Origin of the sequence: Jiangella rhizosphaerae (assembly GCF_003579925.1) — a bacterium.
Classification (GTDB): domain Bacteria; phylum Actinomycetota; class Actinomycetes; order Jiangellales; family Jiangellaceae; genus Jiangella; species Jiangella rhizosphaerae.
The window spans coordinates 1-17,968 of sequence record NZ_QUAL01000012.1; the positions used below are offsets into that span (position 1 = coordinate 1).

Below are 17,968 nucleotides of genomic sequence, written 5' to 3' on the forward strand. Positions count from 1 at the left end.
CCCGAATCCCACGCCTACAGCTTCGCCCACCTCGTCTACGCCAGCGCCTGGCTCAAACGCCACTACCCCGCCGCGTTCACCGTGTCGTTGCTCAACAACCAGCCCATGGGGTTCTACTCGCCCCAATCGCTGGTCGACGACGCCCGCCGCCACGGCCTCACCATCCGCGGCGTCGACATCAACGCCAGCACCGCCAACGCCACCCTCGAGGAACACGTCCCCGTCATGCCCGGCCACCCGCACGCCCCCGCCGGCGACCAGCCGGCCATCCGACTCGGCCTCACCAGCGTCCGCAACCTCGGCGACGACGTCGCCGTACGCATCGCCGCCGCCCGCCCCTACACCGACCTCGCCGACCTCGTCCGCCGCGCCGACGTCCCCCACCCCGCCCTCGACGCCCTCGCCACCGCCGGCGCCTTCGCCTGCTTCGGCCTGGACCGCCGCGCCGCGCTCTGGAAGGCCGGCGCCGTCGCCCACATCCGCGCCGACCAGCTCCCCGGCACCACCCCCAGCGACCTCACCCCACCCCCGCTACCGGCCATGACCGCGGTCGAGCAGACCTTCGCCGACCTCTGGGCCACCGGCGTCTCCCCCGACAGCCGCCCCGTCCAGCACATCCGCGACCACCTCACCGCCGCCGGCGCCACCCCCGCCGCCCATCTGCCCACGCTGCGCGCCGGTCAGCGGCTCCGGGTCGGCGGGCTCGTCACCCACCGCCAACGCCCACCCACCGCCGGCGGCGTCGTGTTCCTCAACCTCGAAGACGAGACCGGCATGATCAACGTCATCTGCCCCGCCAAGATCTGGGAAAGACAACGCCGCATCGCCCTGAACTCCAACGCCCTGCTCATCGACGGCACCCTCGAACGCTCCGACGGCGCCACCAACCTCCTCGCCGGCCGCCTCACCCCACTCACCGTCACCACCACCGGACGCAGCCGAGACTTCCGATAGCCAGCGGGACGAAGCCTCGCGCCGCATCACGGACCGGGACCTGAATGTGACGGTGCAGGTCAGGCTCACCCTGAAAGGTAGAATCCAGGAAACGCCGAACGCAGTTCGAGCGAGTGCGTCCAAGGCGCTTGGCTGCCAGTTCGTCATCGAATGACACGCTTACGAGCGCGCTTAGCAACTGGGCCAGTGAGATATGCGCCGCCTAGTTCTGCCCTGGGCCCCGGAACGGGTGCCACCTGGGAAGTTCGACGGCAGCGCGTGGATATAGCTTCTGGTCGATTATCAGTAGTTCCGACCGATTGGGGTGCATCCCGTCATCACTGTGCATGGTTGCATCTCGGAATGGTGGGTGATCGAAGTCGAAAACCGAACTGAGCTTGCCGTCACTGTCGAGTGTGAGTGTGGCGTTGTACCAGGTACCAGCTTCGCGCACATACATCGATTCCCGAAGTCTGGCCACCGCGTCCACACCATCAGGCCCTAGAGCTGCGAAGAGCTGTCTCTCACCACCGACCATCTCAACCACCAGCCGCGCGCTCACCTCGTGCGCCGCCGCTGTCGCGAACAACGTGATCCGCTCCCAACGGCATGAAGCAGCGGAGATCATCGCCAGGCGCACCGACCTCAGTGCACACGAGTACGGTTTGACCATGTCACCAACTCCGGAGCCAACACTGATTGGCATCATATTCGACACGTACTGTCGTGCACCTCGCGCACGCATCCAATGAGTAGCAATTTTTGGCCCCTGCCTACGCCTGAGCGCTACCGCTAGCGTCCAGGTCATGAAGATCGCGATTTACGTACGAATCAGCGAGGACCACACCGGTGAGGGCCGCGGAGTGAGGCGGCAAAGAGAGGACTGCATTAAGCTAGCCGGCCTCCGCGGCTGGACCGTCGTGGAGGTGATCGAGGACAACGACCTCAGCGCTGCCGGAACTCGGTTTCGGCCCGGCTTCGAGCGGTTGTTGGAGCTGATGAGCACCCAACAGGTCAGCGGCATAGTCGCGTGGACCTGGGATCGTCTGGAGCGCAACCGACGCGATTCCTTGCGGCTGATTGACGCCGGCCAGAAATCGCGCAGCGTGATCTCGCTCGTGCGCGGGCCAGAAATTGATATGACGACGCCAGCAGGCAGGCTGTCCGCTGACGTGCTCGCCTCCGTGGCTCGGCATGAGATCGAACTTAAGAGCGAGCGAAAGCGCCGCGCCGACGAGCAGGCCGCCGCTGAAGGCCGCAAGATCCCCGGAGGGATACGACGGTTCGGCTTCGAGCACGACATGACTCACCGCCCGGTCGAGGCGGAAGCGATTCGCTGGGCCGCAAAGGCCGTCCTGGCCGGCACCAGTCTCGGACGAGTAGCCAGCGAATGGGACGCTCGCGGTGTCGTCAGTCCCATGTCGAAGAGGAACGGGGCTCCTAGCCCGTGGCGGGCCGGTAGTACCATTCGCACACTGCGCAGGCCCACGCTCGCCGGTCTCTACACATTCCGTGGCGAGATCATCGGTAAGGCTCAGTGGGAACCCATCATCGAGGAACAGGCCTGGTGGTCGATGCAGACGCTCCTCAACGATCCCAGCCGCCGAGGGACTATCCAGCAACTGCTGACGGGGATCGCGCGCTGCGCAATTTCCGACTGTGGCCTCCCGACGACATGGGCCGGACCTCACGCCACGCAGCCATACTTCCGGTACCGCTGCCCCAACGTGCGTCACTATCACCGCAAGGTCCACCCGATCGACGAGTACGTTGTCCGCGAGCTACTCGACGGGCTCTCGACGCCGGAGCTGCGTGTCCAGCGCGCCCGCCGAATCATCTTGACCGACACGGACCTGACTGCGACCACCGATCGCATCTATCGAGAGCTCGCTCAGCTGGCTGATGCGTATGCAGCCAAAGAGCTCTCGCTTCGGAAGATGACGGACCGGACCATGAACCTGAATATCGAGCTCAATGCAGTGCGCCGCGCTGCCGCGGATGTCCCGCGGGCAGTCCTTCTCCGCGAGCTGATCACAGGCCTCGACGGCATCCATGCATGGAACTCCCTAGACATTCAGCATCAACGCCTGGTCGTCGACTCCCTGATGTCCATCAAATTGCGAAGCCAGGGCCGCGGAAGCCAGGTGTTCTCACCTGACTCGATCCAGATCGCTTGGCGCAATTAGGCAACGCTCGCCGCGAGCGACGCAGTAAGAACGCAGCGGCCCGAGGCAGACATGCTGACGGTCGAGGTCGCGAGAGGATATCGCGGTCGCCCGCGATGTCGCCGAACGCACGAATCCGGAGGTCGTGATTCACCACCCTGGTGACCCGTCCGGAGCGCCGCTCTTCGAGGGGCGAGCGGCCGTGGCCCACCTGCGCCTCGGACCGGGCATCTACCCGGCCCGAAACAAGCAGAACGGCTCGGACGTGGTCGTGGTCGTCGGCAGGTCGCGGTTCTCCGGCACGGGGCTGGCCTCGGCAGCATTTCCCGCCGTCAGCCGGGATCGACCCCAGCGGCGCGCCCGGTTCGTGCCGATGGACCGGACGCCGAACGGCGTGGATCGCCCCGGCCCCGGCATCGCTCGATGAGCCGGAGTTGGTTAGGTGGACGTTCCGGCGCGGGCAGGGTGCCACGCCGGTAGGTGCGCGTCATCGCGGGGGAACAGCCGGTGGTCCTTGAGCATCAGCGCGGCGTCAGCGTCGCCTCCGGCATCGGGATCGGCATCGTCGACCATGCCGCCCAGGGGCGGGTTGTCATAGTCATAGGTGGCTTTGACCACCTTGCTGTTGGCGTCGACGGTGAACGTGGCGTTCCACCAGGTACCCACGCCCGGCTTGTACATGGCCTTGCGCAGTGCGCGGGCCGCATGGTTGGCGTCGTCCGGGGGTTCGAGGTCCTCGGTGCTGCCGTCGGGCATGGCGGCCTCGAAGCCGCTCTCGATCAGGTCGCCGGCCGCGGTGACGTCCAGAGTCAGTGTCTTCCAGCCGCCCGGCACCTCCTCGGCGGCGATCATGGCTTCTCCCACCGCCTTCTCCAGCGGCTGATCGGGGATGCTCACGATGTCTCCTCCGGCGGGTCGTTGTAGAGCGTCACCTTACGGCTCTTCTCGCCCTCGATCGTGTAGTAGACGCTGATCCAGACCGGCCGCCGAGAGTCCTCCTCGAAGGCCAGCGTGAGCTTCACCTCGACGGTCTTGTCACGACGGACGGCTCGGTCCCAACGGCGTTCCAGGGCCGCGAACTCTTCACGGTTCAGCGTCTGACTCATCGGAACGAGGTTGAGCTTGTCGCCGATGCCGCCGAGCATTCGGGCGATCAGGTGGCCGGCGTCGTCGCCTTCGAGCTTGCCCGCCAAAGTCCGTTGCGCGTGCTTGTTCCGCTTCCCCGGTGCAGAACCCGTCAGTGTCGCCTCGGTGATGACCACCCGGCCTTGTTCATCGGTGGTGTACACGATGGCCTGGTCGTCGACGACGATGACGTGGTCGGCCGGCGGATTCCGCCGGATCGGAGCATCGGCCCGGCTGGTGCTCGAGACGTGGATGACGGGAAGCCGCTGAGGCGGCACCTCCGAGGACGGAGCGGTCGCCGAGGCACGCGGCACGTCGCCGTCGGCCGGGCGGATCACGTGCTCCAGCTCGCTGATCGCCCGCGAGAGGACGGAGCCGAGCTCGTCGCCGAGGCCACGGACATCGGCGAGCATGCCGCTCACGATCGGATCGAGCTCGGTCACCGTGTCCTGGGCGGATGTTCGGCGGCTGGCGCGCTCGACCAGGCGGCGTAGGTTCTCCGCGTCACCGGTCAGGATCTCGATCACGCCGTCGACCTCGCGAGGCACGGCTTCGTCCCGCACCTGCCGCAGCCCGTCCGTGCCGTCCCGGATGGGCCGATCACTCACACGACCACCGCCCCTGCTCGGTCGCATCAGGATCTCACGACAAGCGCGACGCCCTCATTGCCACGTAAAGAAGCTCACGGGTCATCGATGTCGAGCGGACGATGACGTGCGCTGTTTCGATGGTGGCGCCACGGGCGCCGTGTGTGGTGACGGCGTACCGAGGTCCAGATGCTCGGCAACGTACCAGACCGGCAGTGTTGACGATGCCAGGGCCACGGGGATGCAGGCACGGTTGACCGTGACCGCGCCGTCGAGGTAATGGGCGGTGACGACCCAGTGGTGGCCGTTCTTCACCCACCCACGGCCGGTGCTGAGGCGGCGTTCGTTACGCCGGGTGATGATGATGTCGCCTTGGCCAGCACGGTTGCCGTCGGCCAGCTCGACACCGTCGTCGGCGACGAGCCCGGCGAGGCGCTGCGCGTCACCAGCGCGCGAGCCGCAGCCGCAGCTTCCCCTGAACCTGTTCGTAAACATCGACACAGCGCGGCAATCACGCGGTCTCACCGTCCATGGGACCGGTGATGATCGCCCCGCAACTGATCAGGAGTTCGATGCGCGCCTCAAACAGCAGCTGTGACAGTCGATCGAGGTGGATGACGTGAACGTCCTCGCGTGTGGCCGGATTGTTGGCGAAGAGCTCGAAGACAGCCGCGTGATCGAGGGCGATGTCGACGATCCCCTTCGTCGCCGCTAGCAGCTCGATGAGGCGGCGGAGCATGAGCACCCGGTCGCGTGGGTAGGCGATGTCCGCCTCGATCGCGGCCAACTGCAGCGCAACGGTCGCGTTTTCAATCTGTGCCGTCGCAGGGTCGCCGGTCGCGGCGGGTTCATGGTTGGTCATCCCGGCACCGCCTGCTGTTCGGTCACGTCGAACAGGGCGGGCTGGGTTGTAGCGGAGGCGTCCACGCAGCGCTGGAAGGCGGCGTCACGAACGGCTTCGGCTTCGCGGACGCCGAGATCGGTGTCGTCGGGGATGCCTCGGGCATCGGCTATTGTGCGGCGCCGTTGCCGGTAGACGGTCTCTGCGGCACACAGGGCGTCGCGTTCGGCGCGGGGCAGGTCCAGCACCCATTGCTTGATCCGGGACCACGTGAGCAGCGCAATGGTCTCGCGGCTGGCGTCTTCCCGCAGCTCTATCCCCTGCCGTGTGGTCTGGTACCAGGGTCCGTCCTTCCACAACGAAGACCCGCCGCGGAAGCTCTGGACGAAGCGAGCGATGGCGCCGTCAGGGTCGATGACCAGGGCGCCGCCGTGCCAGCCCTTGAAGGAGTGCCGGATGATCTTCAGTTCGACCGGGGTCAGGTCGCTAGCCATGGTGGGTCTCCTCGTCACTCGCGGGACGGTTGTACGTCTGATAGGTGGGTGGCCCCGGCCGCGCACATCACCCGGCGACGGAGCGAGCGTGAATGGCGCGCTGGCGCGCCGCGACCTCGACGTAGCCGCAGGTCCCACAGACGTAGATCACGCGGTCGGGCAGCTGCCGGCCGCAGTCGCCGGTGAGCTCCTCCTGTGGGGTCGGTCGCTGACAGGTGGCGCAGTCGCGGTTCACCATCGGGGGCCTCCTACTGGCTCGGGTGGTTCATGCCTGTAGGGGTGGCGCCTGCCGCGCACATTTCCGCTCACGAGTGCGACTTCGGCGACGACAGGGCCTGGCCGGTCACCTTGTGGTGAGGTAGGGGCTGGATTGCTGGTGCAACAGATCGTTGACGCGGGAGTGAGCATGGGTCTTCAGCCGGAGCTGATGCAGGAGGTCGGTGCGCGGCTGCTAGAAGACGCGCCGGAGGGCTGGGCTCGGATCGAGGTCCAGGTCACCGCCGCCGGCGAACGTGCGGGCATCTCGATGGTGGTGACGATGCGCGACGGCACGGTCATACCGGTGCGCATGGCTGTGCCGCAGACGGTCGCGGCGATCATGCAGTTGCGCACCGAGGTGTACCAGGAGGACATCGGGACCTGGTACAACGCCGCCATCGTCATCGACGAAGACCAGCGCATGCAGATCCAGTACGACTATGACAACCCGCCCTTCGGGCCTTACGACCTGAACGCCGCCAACATCGGCCACCAGATCGCTGAGGTCTTCGACGACCTGATCGAGGACCACAAGGTGTTGCCGCGGCTGCCGTGGAACTTGCCGGACTGGCACCCGGCCAGCATCACCGATCCCGCCAGACTCGGCGGAGCGGTCGAGAGCGTCATGGTGGCCGCGGCACCGCCGGGATGGCGGCGTCTCCACGTCAGGTACGAGGCTGCAGCAGACGTCATCGTCACCACGTTCTCCATCACCATGTCTGACGGAACGGTGCTGCAGCGCCAGGCCCTGCCCGGCCTGGGCACCGACGTGATCGAGGCGTCCAGACGAGCGTACTACCAGCGTGAGAACCGGGTCTGGTTCCGGGCGACGTTCGACCTCGAGGATGGTGCAGACCTCCGAGTCGACTACGAGGACCGGGAACCCTTCGGTGGCGTATACGACCCTGAAGGCTGGGGCGACGGCGAGGCAGACCCGGAGTTGCTGCGGCGGGACTACGAGATGTTCCCCGTACCGCTCGGCCAGTTGCCGTACTGGCACCCGGCCAAGGTGCGCGACTTCGCCCTCGACGGGGATCTGCTCGACCAGCTCCGCGCCGCGATGCTCACCGCCTCACCGGAGCCGTGGTATCGCCTCATCCTGGAGGTCAGGGCCGTCGCGGACGTCATCAAGACCCGCCTGGTGACCAAGATCGACCGGTGGGGCGACGAAGTCACCGTCGCCGAACTCGACGACAACGGGATCGCTCTGGTGAAGGCCATCCGCGACGACGCCTACCAGACCCGACCAGCTCGCGGGGCCTGGCACGGCGCCCGGTTCGCGCTCGCCAACTCGCGCATGATCGCCGCGACGTTGGACTACGAGACAGCGCCGTCGTTGGACTTCCCAGAGTCCCCCGGACAGGACGACGTCGGCGAGGACGCCACGACTCCAACCCCGGTCGATCCCGACCTCCTGCGCCGCGACCAGGAGATGTACCCGCCACAACCCAACCCCTGACCGGCCTTTGTCGCGACGTTCACGAGTAGGCGCAAACGCTGGGCACATATTGACGGGCGATTCATCTACTGACACCATCGTTTCACATTGGTTCGTAGTCGCTGCGGAGCGCGAGCCAATGCACACGAAGGCCGGCTCCCGGGGTGCGGGGCCGGCCTTCACCATCCCCACGGCGCCCAGTCTCCGAATCGCGGTTCTGTCCGGGGCATGCGGTAAGGAGCCCCCGTTACCCCCCAGCCGCGGGCCGCGCTCCCGCTCTCGTCGTCGATGGTGCTGGCGGTCGGCGTGGTCGCGGTCACGGTCGCGTGGTGTCGGTGGCTGGTTCGGTTGCGCAGGCTCGGAAGATCCCACGTTGCGGGAGGATGTCGAGCAGGCCATCACCAACGAGGATCCCGAGAGCCCGGCGGACGGTTCCGACGGACAGGTTGTACTCATCGGTGAACTGAGCGATAGACGGTAGGCGCTCAAGGTCCTTGAGGTCGCCGCGCTCGATGCGGTGACGTAGCAGCTTGGCCAGCTGCTGGTAGGGGAACTCGCGGGCGTCGGGATCGATCTGGCCAGGCGTGTTCACTGTGCTGGGTCTCCGGGAGCTGGTGGGCGGAACAGGTCGGCGACGGGGACGTCGAGCGCGGCCGCGAGGTCGTAGATGGTGTCGAGCGTGACGGTGCGCCGCCCGCCCTCGATGTTGAGCAGGCTCGCCGGTTTGACGCCGCTCAGTGTGGCGAGCTCGGTCTGAGTAAGGCTGCGCTCGACCCGCAGTTCCCGGAGCCGGGCGGCGAGGACGTTCCGGGGTCCGGCTCCGTTGCCCTGGGCGATGGCGCGTTGGTGGTTGACGAGGACCCGGACGCGGACGGAGCGGAGTTCGTGGGTGCGCTCTGAGTGCTGGAGCTTCACCCACGGGTCGGTGGACGTGTACGTGTTCGTGACGACCCAGGGCGCGTCATCGGCGCCGATCTGGACCGGGTCGCCGGGCATGAACACACGATCGGTGCGGTCGCCGGTTCTGCGGTTTGCCCGGGAGGTCGTGGGCGGGAGGTCCGAGCCGTGGTGGTCGAGAAGTTCTCGTGTCTTCTGCGCGGTGACGATGAAGGTATTCATCGCGTCCGTCATGTCCTGACGGAACGTGCTGAGCCGCTCGAGGATGGTCGGTTCCGCCGGCGGCGTAGGTGGTCGCGTGGCGAGCTGGTGGGTGAGTCGCGCGTTCTCGGCCTGGAGCTACTCCACCATGGATCGCAGCTGCACCAATTGGTCATGCAAGCGTACAAGGCGGGACTGTATCTGGCCGTCGAGCCGACTGTCCTGATCTTGCTGGTGCTCGATGTCGGTGCGAGGCCCGCCGGCGACAGCGGTGGGCCGTGACTGCAGTTCACGGGCGAGCCGGGCGTTTTCGGTCTGGAGCTGCGCCAGCTGGGCCCGTGCCGATACCAGGTCGGCGCGCAGCTGCTCGACGACGGCGGGGGTGGGGGCCGCCTGGACCGCTTTCGCGAGTCTGGTGTTCTCGTTCTCCAGCTGCGTGACACGGTCGAGCAGCTGGTCCAGTTCGTCTTTGGAGCGGCGGTGCGGCCGGACGTTGTGACTTCGCACGTACCAGGCCGCGGCGATCGCGGCCGCCGGAAGGCGGCAGTGCGGGCACGCGCGTTTGGAGCGCATCGCGCGCCGGAAGAGTGCATCGTCGGAGTCGCAGCCTGGGCATGCCCACCGGGAGCTCACCGGCTCACCTCCGCTTGTGCCGGGTCGTCCCGGCCGTGGCCCAGGAGTGCACCGGCGGGCGCCCAATCGGGTGCCCAAGTGGGAGCGAGCACGGCCACGGTTGGCTGTCGAGCCCGGCCCTGGGCGGCCGACCGACGGCGCGGCACATCGCTGCCAGGCGGACCAGCAGGCTCTCGCGCCCGCTCCACCACAGCCACCACCAGCGGCCCGGCGTATCCTCGAGGCCGAGCCCGACGTGCTCGCCGACGTGGTCTGCTTGGACCTCGCAGTGCACCAAGTAGCCGGCGTGGACCCCCGACGATGGCCCGCCGAGCGTGACCATGTGCATGGCCTCGACGATCGTGGTGTGCGGACACGACGGTACGAGCTTCTCTGCGACGTCGCTCGTCGACGGCGACGGGACGACGCGGCACCGGTAGACGCCGTGCGCCGTGACGCCCCACCGCTCAGAGATACGGGTGAATCCGAGCTTGGTGACCAGGCGGTCCCACCCCGCATCGTCGGCGGGTGTCGCGAGCTCGGTGACCTCGTCGACGACGGTACCGTTGCGGTGCCGGATCTGGACGGTCCATAGCGGGGACAACGGTGATCGTGGCGGGATACACCACGCGGTGAGGACGTGCAATTGGCGGCCTTTCCTCGCTCCCCCGGCCCGGGAGTTGCCCTGCGGATCAACCAACACGTTCCCGACCCACTATGCCTGAGTCGGCCACAGATGGACAGGGAAGGTCTTAGATAGACACAGCAGGGCACAGTTGAACTGAGTTCGTGTGTCTAGGGTCAGGCTCGTGGAAGAGGAGCCGCCGTCGCCGATCGAGGGCCCCGGGTACCGGTGGGAGAACCTCGCCGACCTGCTCGCTGGGCAGATCGAGGCCGGCCAGATTCCGCCCGATGCGAAGCTGCCCAGCCTGCGGGAGCTCAGCGAGACGTACGACGTCTCGCTGAACACCGCCAAGGCTGCGGTCAAGGACCTGCGAGAGCGCGGTCTCGTGGTGACGTGGCACGGCGGCGGGAGCTACGCCATCGGACCCCGGACGAAGGAACGGCGAGATCGTCGGCTCCAGCGCCCGTCCGAGGACCCCGGCGATGCCGCGCCCGGCGCCTGATGGCCGGATGAGTCTCGCGACCCGGCGCCGGGTCATCCTGGTTCCCCTCGCTGCATCACGTCGAACGTGGCGTCGACGAGGACGTCGGAACGGGTGTCGATGACGTGCAGGCCACGCCAGCGCTGCCAGCCGTAGCGGTCGAGAATCGCCGCTACCCGCACCGTCGACGCCGCAGCCTCGGCCTGGCGCATGTGGAAGCGGGTCGGCGAGATCCGGCAGACAGCCAGCCGGACCTGCGAGCGCAACCGTTCGACCGTGGCGGACAACATCAGCCCGGCCAGATCCATCCCTCGCCAGGGCGGTGTCAGCTCCCACTCCGTGATGATCAGCACCGCCGTCACGCCGTTGGAAGGGCTGATCAACTGGTCCAGCTCCGGGTGCAGCTGCCCGGTGGTGGGCTCGAAAACCGTCGCCAGCACGTACTCCAACGCCGCCGGCGGCGGGTCGACACGCACCGGATCGGGCCACACCATCCACGCAGCCACGTCACCCACGTGACGGACCCTCTCATCGCAGTCGCCCTCCACGTCGGCGGAGGCGTGCCAGCGCCGCATCTGCGGAACAACCTTCCAGGCCCACCCACGCTCGGCCACCGTGAGGACGACGTTCAGCGGATCCGCCGGCGGGTCAGGCATCGGCGATCACCGCGATCCGGGCACGAGCGGGCGCCGCAGGCCGGGGAGTGGCCGCCCACCGTGGGCTGGGCGGCCACCCCGACCGCAGGCCGGTGCGCAGGGGCGTTGGCAGGGGCGCGGCCGATTGTGGCCCGACGGTCGATGTGCGCAGGGGATCACGGCGGCGACGCCCAGGCCCGCCGCGCTCCACACGTCCCACCGCTGGACCACCATGCGATTGTAACCCTGCAATCGCTGCAATCCATGCATAAGCGGTATTCGCTGCACGAGCCGGTAAACGCGGTATTCCATGCTCGACGGTTGTCGTTGTGACGCCCAAACCCGTGGCGACCGGAGTCGCGGCCAAAGCGGTCGGAGTCGACCCGACCACGCTCATGCGCTGGTGGCACAAGGGCCTGGTCACACCCGAGTACGTCACCCCAGGCGGGCACGCCCGGTGGGACCTGGAGAAGCTGAAGGAGCAGCTGCGCGCGCTGCGACAGCGCGGGGAGTAGCCGCAAGCTACTGAACCCTCACCTGACGCCGCCAACGTCGGGCAGCATGGGGTTCAAAGCGTTCGCGCTCCCGGCGGCGGAGGGACCACCGGCGATGAGTTCGCGTTGTTCGAGGGCAGCGAACGGCTGCGGTACTGACGGGCCTGGAGCTCGACACTCCCGGCCGGCACCCGGCGGGTCGGGCCGCCGTCGACATCGCTCCGGCGTGAGTGTCGGCCACGGTGTCGCACCGGTTCGTGGTGGTGTTGCACGGCACCCTCCTGGCGTTCGCGTGCCGCCTGGCATGCCGCCAGCGACCTACACCGCCGCGCTGACCCCAGGCCCGGCGAGGACGGCCTGGTCACCGGCAGCAAATGAAAGACCCGGCCCAACGAGGGACCGGGTGCGTTGTGTGATCAGTGTATGTCTACAAGTCAACGCTGGGCAAGTGAACGGCCCTCACCAACCCGTCGGCTTCTGGTAGCCCCCGGCGGGGTCGGGCAGCTGATGTGCCTGGAAATCATCCGGCCCTAGTTTCCTCCACCAGTGATTACCGGCACCGTCAGAATGCTTACCCGTGAGATCGCCCGCGAAGAGCCCGCCCCGAGGGTTGACCAAGCCCACCGGCACGACCTCACGCGCCAGTCGGATCGGCAGCTTCAGGTCCGAGTCGTTCGACACCACCACAGCCGCATCGACGTCGCCCTTGAGCACGTCCACCAGCAGGAGGGACGCCACGTTCACGTCTGTGCCCTTCTCCTCCTGATGGAGTGTGGACACCATGAAGATCGCATCTGGTACCGGCGTGCCCAGCGGCGACTGGACTTTGATCGGCCAATCAGCTTTCACCAGAGTGAGGTCTCGCCGCGGGGGTGGCCCTTTCACCGCCAGAGGGCGGTTGCGAAGACCCTTGACGTACTTGCCGTACTCGATGTGGTCGACACTGCCGGTGGCCAGGAGAGCTTTGAGGTACGCGTCCTGCTCGATATGCCCCTGTGGGTTCAGTCCTTGATCAATCCTCGCCGTGCAGTAGATGACCTTCTCTAGCGTCGCGGCCGGCCAACCGCGCTGAGCTCCGACGAGGTCGTTCATCAGCGAGCGAATGTCAAGCCATCGCCACCCCTGCGAACGCCCCAGTAGATGGCGGCCCCCGTAGTAGAGGTTGTACCCATCAATGTAGACACCGACCCGCATGAGCGCACAGCCTAATCACGCCGACGAATCCACGATCCGGCCACCGGCCGACGGTGGCGAAATGCCGCTCTTGCCTCCGCGAGGTAGGCGCAACGCTGGGGGTCAGCCATGGGTTTGCTCTCCGTCCGGATCGGTGACCGGCAGTACGCTATTCCGCCGCCGCTGGATGGTGATGAGTTGGTGGGTCGCTAGGGCCCGCGGGAGCTTCCGCCAGTGTTTGGAGTGGTCGAGGATCTGGTGGAGGCGTTCGTGGCAGGTTCGGCACATTGGAATCAGGTCGCGATGGTGTTCGCGGCCGAGGTTGTCGTAGGTGGCGTGGTGCAGGTCGCCGCTGGTGAGCGTCCACTCCGTGTCGCAGACCGCGCAACGGGGGGCGAGACCGTTGGCGGCGACTTCGTCGTGGTACCAGCGTTCGCGGCGGCGCCACCAGGCGGGCGAGCTCATGTACTCGGCGTAGCGGCGACGATAGGCGGCACGCCGTGCGTCGAGCTGAGCGAGGGGGCGCAGCGGTCTCATGATCGCCACGTTGCGGTGGCCGGGCCATCGACGAGGGTGCGGAGGATCCGGACGCTGCGAGCGACGCGGATCTGGTCGCTGACTTGGTCGGCGCGGTAGTGATCCAGGATAGCTAGGGCGCACCGGGCGGCTTGATGCGGCGGGTGTGGCGCGTGGTCGCCGATGTCGATGCGCCAGCCGTGTGGCTGGCCGTCGACGAGGGCGTCCATGGCGTCGCCGACGACGGTCAGGGCAAGCAGGTCATGCATGCTTCTGGTCGGCGCGTCGAGGATGTAGGCGGCCGATGCGAGAACCTTCCAGGCCTGCCGGATCGGCGCCGGAGCCCGCGCGGTCATGCTGACCTCCCCTCGTCCGATGCGCCGGAGCGACAGCCGTAAGGCGAGCAGCCATCGGGGTCGCCGTCTTCGATCAGGTCAAAGATGTCGACCTGCCGCTCACTCCACTCGTGCGCGGTGACGTGGTCAATCGGTGCTCGGTCGAGGGGGATGCGGGAGCGGTGGAGGAAGGCTTCTCCGTTGAGCGGCCGGCCGCGTGCGCTGCCCTTGCGGATCGCGGCGTCGAACGCGACGGCGTCGGCCCACTCGGCCGGGGACTCGTCTCGCAGTCGCCGCCACTGGGCGTTGCCGTGGAACGGGCAGCCGATGCAGGTGGACTTGGCGACCGAGGTCCAGCCGTGCGCGCGGAGCCACCGCTGGCACGCCTTGCGGTCCATGGCGCGGTCGAGCAGCGGGTACGAATTGCGCACATAGGAGACGCGGTTCTTGTCGCTGACGCGGTGGATCTCGTCAAGGCTGAACCCGATCCACTGCTCGGCGACGCGCCTGCTCGGGACGCGACGGAAGTGCGGCGGCTTCGCGCCAAGCAGTTCCCGGACCTTCCTGTTGATCGGAGCGAGCTTGTATTCGCTCGTGCACTGGCGGCGGCCAATTCCGGCGGAGCCGTGGGGGTTGCGGATGAAGTACGGAATCGATGCGTACCGGTGCGCGGCGTTGATGGTGTCCTCTCGGAGGTTGCCCTGCTGGACGCGGTACAGCGGGATGTCGGCGTCAGCGAGCACCTGCTCCAGGCGATCCAGGTGCGCGTAGACCGTGGCCGGTTCCCACCCGGTGTCGGCGAAGATCGCGCCGTCCAGCGTCGGGAGCTCACCGACAGCGGACATGAGCGCGAGGGTGGTCGACTGGACGCCGGCGCCGAGGGACAGCAGCCGCAGCTTAGGGGCGGTCATCAAGCCACCCGCGCTTCGGGTGCACCGCTCTGGGTGGCGAAGGCGTCGCTGATCCGCTCAGCGACCGCGTCGCGGGCTGCTGTGATCTCGTTGGCGTCGGGACGGCGCCGCCAGTCGGTAAGGGTGAGCATGATCGGGGCGGCCGAGCGCAGCAGCAGCAGGCCGGTGCCGAACGGCAGGGTGCGGATCTTTGCAGCGTCGAGGATCGGGACGCGGCGGAGCGATACCTGCCGGGAGCGAGACCCGTCGCCGCGGCCGGTCGACCGGGACAGCGAAACGGTTTCTTCGTCGCGTTCGCCGATGAGGGTGACGAGGTCTTGCAGATCCTTGGGTGTGGAGCCGCCCCCGAGGATGACCTTGGCGATGGCGGAGTCCCAGATCGCGTGGGCCAGGTTCTCGCCGTAGCCATCGCGGATCTGCGCGACCGACTGGAACACGGCCGTAGTGACCATTCCGCTGCCGCCGCCTTCGGACATGAGCGACGGCAGTGACGAGATCGCGAGGAAGTTGTGCAGCTCGTCCAGGATCAGGTTCAGTGGCGGGTCCAGCCGTGCTCGTGGTGAGGCGGCGGCGAGACGTCGGGCTGTCTCAACCAGGTCTTCGATGAGTGCGTTGATGAGCGCGCCGGCATTACCGGCGCCGCTGGAGGTGCCGATCAGGTAGAGGGTGCCCTTGGCGCGTAGGAACTGGGCGGGGTCGAACTCCTCCCCCGGCGACGGGGACACTGCGGCCAGCACTTTCGGTGCGGCGAGTGCGCCGAGCGCGGACCGGACGCCGAGCCAGATCGAGTCGCGGGTGCGCTGGTCAGCGGTAGCGGCGGCCTCGAGAGCGGAGCCCCAGCCGTAGGCGGCGCGCGGGCTGTCGGCGAGGACGCGGGCGCATTCGAGCGCGGCGACGGGGTCGAGGGACCACCGGTACAGGTCGCGCGGGGTGTGCCCGGCGAGCGCGGCGGCGTGTAGCATGCCGCGCAGTACGGCTTCAGTTTGGCCCTGCCAGAAGGCGCCGTTCTCCACGCCCTTGCCGCCGACGCCGCTGCCAGCGGCCAGGCCGCGGGCGCGAACCATCGCGGTCTCCGGGTCCTCGCATCCGCGCACGGGGGACCAGCGCAGCCCGTTGGAGATGCCCGGCGCGAGGCCTTGCGGGTCGAAGACGGCGACAGGGCCGATCTTCTCCCGTGCGGCCATGGTGGCGGTCAGGTTGTCGGGACGGGTGCTGTTGGTGACCACGGCGCCGGGAGCGTCCAGGATCATCGGGATGACCAGGTGCAGGCCTTTCCCGGACCGGGGTGGCCCGACGATGACGCGGGAGTCCTCGACCGGCGACCAGACGGCGGCACCGCGAGAATGGCCGAGCAACTGGCCGCAGTCGGCGGGTGCGGGCTTGTGCAGCCCGGGTCGCAGATGCGTGGCGCGGGCCATCAGGCTGCGCTCGCCGGCGACGCGCAGCACCTCGTTGCGGGTCGCCGTGCCGTCGGGGTAGCCGATTCTGCCCGGGGGGCCTACACGGCGGCGCCAGGCACGGAACGCGGCGACGGCGAGACCGCCGACCGTAGCGGTGACGAGCCCGGTGATCGCCCACACCACGACCGGTGAGGGCATCGGTGTAGCCCACGCGGTGGCCGGGTCGGCGGGCTGGCGCAGCGAGGCCCAGGCGCCGGAGGCGGTGAACGGCGGCGCGGTGTGCCCGGTGGCCTCGGCCGCCAACGCCGCTCCGCACCAGGTGAGCAGCAGCACCGTGGCCGCAATGCCGACGCTGATCAGTCCGGCGGCGGCGACCGTGTCGTCGCGGCTGGCTCCCTGCGGTTCGGATGCCATCGTGATCACTGCCTCTCGGCGTGCATGCGCTGGTCGGTGTCGGTGAGCGCCAGTTCGGCGTCGGTGAGGTGGTTCTTCACGACGAAAGAGCGGTTGCCGACGCGCCAGAGGCCGATGCCGCGGTCCAGGCCGGGCAGCATCCCGGCTTCTTCGCTGTTGAGGCCGACGACGGCGGCGGTGGTGCGGATCTGGTCGGCCTTCTGCCGATAGATGATCCGCGTGGCGGTGTCGGCGATGAGGCCTTCGGCCAGCGCTCGCTGCTCGCTGCCGGCGTCGCCGACGGCGGATCCGTCGCTGTAGCGGTGCATGATCGCGACGTTGGAGATCCCGAGACCGCGGGCGAGCTTCCACTGCGACTGCATCCGCCGCAGCAGCGGCAGCTCCCGCATGATCCGCCACGCCTCGTCGTAGACCATGAACCGGCGACCGCCGCCGGGGTCGCGGACGGCGGCCTCCATCCACGACGATGCACACGTCATGACCAGCGGCATCGCCGGGTTGGACTCGCCGAGGCGTGAGATGTCGACGCTCATCGCCGGTAGGGCGGGGTTGAACGCGACGGTGGAGGGCTGGTCGAACATGCCGGCCAGCTCGCCGGAGACCATGACGCCGAGCAGGTGGCCGAGTTCGTGGCCTGCGTCGCGGAGCCGGTCGTGGCTGTCGAACCCGAGCTGCAGCGGCCGGGACTGGTCGGGGGCGAACAGCAGCGACACGACGTGCGGGAGCAGCGGCACGGTGTTGTTCTCGGCCGCGGTGTCCAGCGCGATGGCAAGCGCGGTGTGCTCGGTCGGCGCGAGCGCGCGGCGGCCGAGCCATTCGGCCAGCGAGCGCAGCAGCTCCAGCCGGTGCGCGCGGACCTCCCGCGCCCAATCCTGGTCGCTGAGCCCGGCCGGGCGGAGCCCTTCGTCCAGCGGGTTGATCCGGTTGGGCAGCCCCGGGCCGACGGCGATCACGGCGCCGCCGAGCGCCTGCACGAGCGGGGTCCATTCGCCCTTGACATCGCCGGGGACGTAGGCGCGGTGGCCACCGCAGGCGCGGGCGCGGATCACCATGGACTTGAACAGTGCGGACTTGCCGGACCCGATCTCCCCGACAAGGAAGATGTTGGGGTTGGTCAGCACGCCAGCCTCGTAGAGCACCCACGGGTCGAAGAAGAACGACCCGGACGTGTAGACCTCGGTGCCGATCAGCATGCCGTCCGCGCCCAGACCGCCTTCGGCCTGGAACAGGTAGACGCCGCCCAGGTTGCGGGTGGTGGCCCGGTGGGTGGGGATGGTGAACCGTCGACGGTTGCGCAGCGCATGCGGCCGCTGCTCCCCCGCCGCCGAGATGGCGCGGCGTATCCGCTCCTCTTCGGCGGCCGCGGCGCGGCGCGCCGCAGCGGTGGCGGCGCCGTGCTGGCGGGCGCCTCGCAGCAGGTCCCGCTCGGCGGC

The 17,968-nt window shown here is 68.2% G+C and carries 22 protein-coding genes; 5 read left to right on the forward strand and 17 right to left on the reverse strand.

The genetic code is table 11. The features are described 5' to 3' along the window. Positions 1–954: helix-hairpin-helix domain-containing protein (locus tag DY240_RS01160; RefSeq protein ID WP_325049266.1), on the forward strand; the 954-nt coding region annotated here is incomplete at its 5' end. A gap of 785 nt (positions 955–1,739) precedes the next feature. Beyond that, positions 1,740–3,119: a recombinase family protein gene (locus DY240_RS01165; protein WP_119658146.1), complete on the forward strand. Its 1,380-nt coding sequence runs from the start codon at positions 1,740–1,742 to the stop codon at positions 3,117–3,119. 417 nt (positions 3,120–3,536) lie between these two features. Here DY240_RS01165 and DY240_RS01170 read toward each other — a convergent pair whose 3' ends face one another. The 6 genes from DY240_RS01170 to DY240_RS31550 all read right to left on the reverse strand — a co-directional run bounded on the left by DY240_RS01170 (position 3,537) and on the right by DY240_RS31550 (position 6,383). Further along, positions 3,537–3,995: a hypothetical protein gene (locus tag DY240_RS01170; RefSeq protein ID WP_119658147.1), complete on the reverse strand. Its 459-nt coding sequence runs from the start codon at positions 3,993–3,995 to the stop codon at positions 3,537–3,539. After that, positions 3,992–4,831: a DNA/RNA non-specific endonuclease gene (locus DY240_RS01175; protein WP_158602691.1), complete on the reverse strand. Its 840-nt coding sequence runs from the start codon at positions 4,829–4,831 to the stop codon at positions 3,992–3,994. The genes DY240_RS01170 and DY240_RS01175 overlap by 4 nt, the downstream gene beginning before the upstream one ends. Before the next feature lie 81 nt (positions 4,832–4,912). Next, the gene (locus tag DY240_RS31280; RefSeq protein WP_147375162.1) at positions 4,913–5,305 is read right to left on the reverse strand and encodes a hypothetical protein; all 393 of its coding nucleotides are present in this window, start codon (positions 5,303–5,305) and stop codon (positions 4,913–4,915) included. A 16-nt stretch (positions 5,306–5,321) separates the two neighbouring features. Continuing rightward, on the reverse strand, positions 5,322–5,672 hold the full coding sequence (locus tag DY240_RS01180) for a hypothetical protein (RefSeq protein WP_119658149.1): 351 nt from the start codon (positions 5,670–5,672) through the stop codon (positions 5,322–5,324). Continuing rightward, positions 5,669–6,145, reverse strand: coding sequence for a hypothetical protein (locus tag DY240_RS01185; protein ID WP_119658150.1), 477 nt, complete (start codon positions 6,143–6,145; stop codon positions 5,669–5,671). The genes DY240_RS01180 and DY240_RS01185 overlap by 4 nt, the downstream gene beginning before the upstream one ends. 67 nt (positions 6,146–6,212) lie before the next feature. Further along, a complete protein-coding gene (locus DY240_RS31550) occupies positions 6,213–6,383 on the reverse strand; it encodes a hypothetical protein (RefSeq protein ID WP_158602692.1) in 171 nt (56 codons plus the stop codon). 132 nt (positions 6,384–6,515) lie between these two features. On the opposite strand from DY240_RS31550, the gene DY240_RS01190 reads away from it, so the two are divergent. Further along, positions 6,516–7,862 (forward strand): antitoxin YezG family protein, encoded by a 1,347-nt coding sequence (locus DY240_RS01190; protein ID WP_147375163.1) that lies wholly within the window; start codon positions 6,516–6,518, stop codon positions 7,860–7,862. A gap of 295 nt (positions 7,863–8,157) precedes the next feature. Here DY240_RS01190 and DY240_RS01195 read toward each other — a convergent pair whose 3' ends face one another. From DY240_RS01195 to DY240_RS01210, 4 genes are all read right to left on the reverse strand, one after another. Beyond that, positions 8,158–8,433 (reverse strand): winged helix-turn-helix domain-containing protein, encoded by a 276-nt coding sequence (locus DY240_RS01195; RefSeq protein WP_119658152.1) that lies wholly within the window; start codon positions 8,431–8,433, stop codon positions 8,158–8,160. Beyond that, the gene (locus DY240_RS01200) at positions 8,430–8,972 is read right to left on the reverse strand and encodes a helix-turn-helix domain-containing protein (RefSeq protein ID WP_199700565.1); all 543 of its coding nucleotides are present in this window, start codon (positions 8,970–8,972) and stop codon (positions 8,430–8,432) included. Before DY240_RS01200 ends, DY240_RS01195 begins: the two co-directional genes overlap by 4 nt. Before the next feature lie 105 nt (positions 8,973–9,077). After that, the gene (locus DY240_RS01205) at positions 9,078–9,572 is read right to left on the reverse strand and encodes a hypothetical protein (RefSeq protein WP_147375164.1); all 495 of its coding nucleotides are present in this window, start codon (positions 9,570–9,572) and stop codon (positions 9,078–9,080) included. A 4-nt stretch (positions 9,573–9,576) separates the two neighbouring features. Further along, positions 9,577–10,155 carry a hypothetical protein gene (locus tag DY240_RS01210; RefSeq protein WP_119658154.1) on the reverse strand — a complete coding sequence of 193 codons (579 nt, stop codon included), beginning with the start codon at positions 10,153–10,155 and terminating at the stop codon, positions 9,577–9,579. A 205-nt stretch (positions 10,156–10,360) separates the two neighbouring features. Between DY240_RS01210 and DY240_RS01215 the strand changes: the two genes are divergently transcribed. Next, positions 10,361–10,678 carry a winged helix-turn-helix domain-containing protein gene (locus DY240_RS01215; protein WP_119658155.1) on the forward strand — a complete coding sequence of 106 codons (318 nt, stop codon included), beginning with the start codon at positions 10,361–10,363 and terminating at the stop codon, positions 10,676–10,678. Between the two features lie 32 nt (positions 10,679–10,710). On the opposite strand, the gene DY240_RS01220 is transcribed toward DY240_RS01215, so the two are convergent. Further along, positions 10,711–11,313: a hypothetical protein gene (locus DY240_RS01220; RefSeq protein ID WP_119658156.1), complete on the reverse strand. Its 603-nt coding sequence runs from the start codon at positions 11,311–11,313 to the stop codon at positions 10,711–10,713. 323 nt (positions 11,314–11,636) lie between these two features. Here DY240_RS01220 and DY240_RS01225 point away from each other — a divergent pair, with 323 nt between their 5' ends. Further along, positions 11,637–11,807, forward strand: a complete 171-nt coding sequence (locus DY240_RS01225; RefSeq protein ID WP_199700566.1) for a MerR family transcriptional regulator — start codon at positions 11,637–11,639, stop codon at positions 11,805–11,807. 438 nt (positions 11,808–12,245) lie between these two features. Here the strand turns inward: DY240_RS01225 and DY240_RS01230 are convergent, their stop codons facing one another. The 6 genes from DY240_RS01230 to DY240_RS01255 form a co-directional block, all read right to left on the reverse strand. After that, the gene (locus DY240_RS01230; RefSeq protein ID WP_119658158.1) at positions 12,246–12,980 is read right to left on the reverse strand and encodes a PIN domain-containing protein; all 735 of its coding nucleotides are present in this window, start codon (positions 12,978–12,980) and stop codon (positions 12,246–12,248) included. A gap of 102 nt (positions 12,981–13,082) precedes the next feature. Beyond that, positions 13,083–13,496 carry a hypothetical protein gene (locus DY240_RS01235; RefSeq protein WP_147375165.1) on the reverse strand — a complete coding sequence of 138 codons (414 nt, stop codon included), beginning with the start codon at positions 13,494–13,496 and terminating at the stop codon, positions 13,083–13,085. Beyond that, positions 13,493–13,831: a hypothetical protein gene (locus DY240_RS01240; RefSeq protein ID WP_119658160.1), complete on the reverse strand. Its 339-nt coding sequence runs from the start codon at positions 13,829–13,831 to the stop codon at positions 13,493–13,495. The genes DY240_RS01235 and DY240_RS01240 overlap by 4 nt, the downstream gene beginning before the upstream one ends. After that, positions 13,828–14,721 carry an adenine nucleotide alpha hydrolase family protein gene (locus DY240_RS01245; RefSeq protein WP_199700567.1) on the reverse strand — a complete coding sequence of 298 codons (894 nt, stop codon included), beginning with the start codon at positions 14,719–14,721 and terminating at the stop codon, positions 13,828–13,830. Before DY240_RS01245 ends, DY240_RS01240 begins: the two co-directional genes overlap by 4 nt. Next, entirely contained in the window at positions 14,721–16,535 is a 1,815-nt protein-coding gene (locus DY240_RS01250; protein WP_119658164.1) for a TraM recognition domain-containing protein, read from the reverse strand. The genes DY240_RS01245 and DY240_RS01250 overlap by 1 nt, the downstream gene beginning before the upstream one ends. A 5-nt stretch (positions 16,536–16,540) precedes the next feature. Next, positions 16,541–17,968, reverse strand: a 1,428-nt coding sequence (locus DY240_RS01255; protein ID WP_119658162.1) for an ATP-binding protein, incomplete at its 5' end; no start/stop codon positions are given.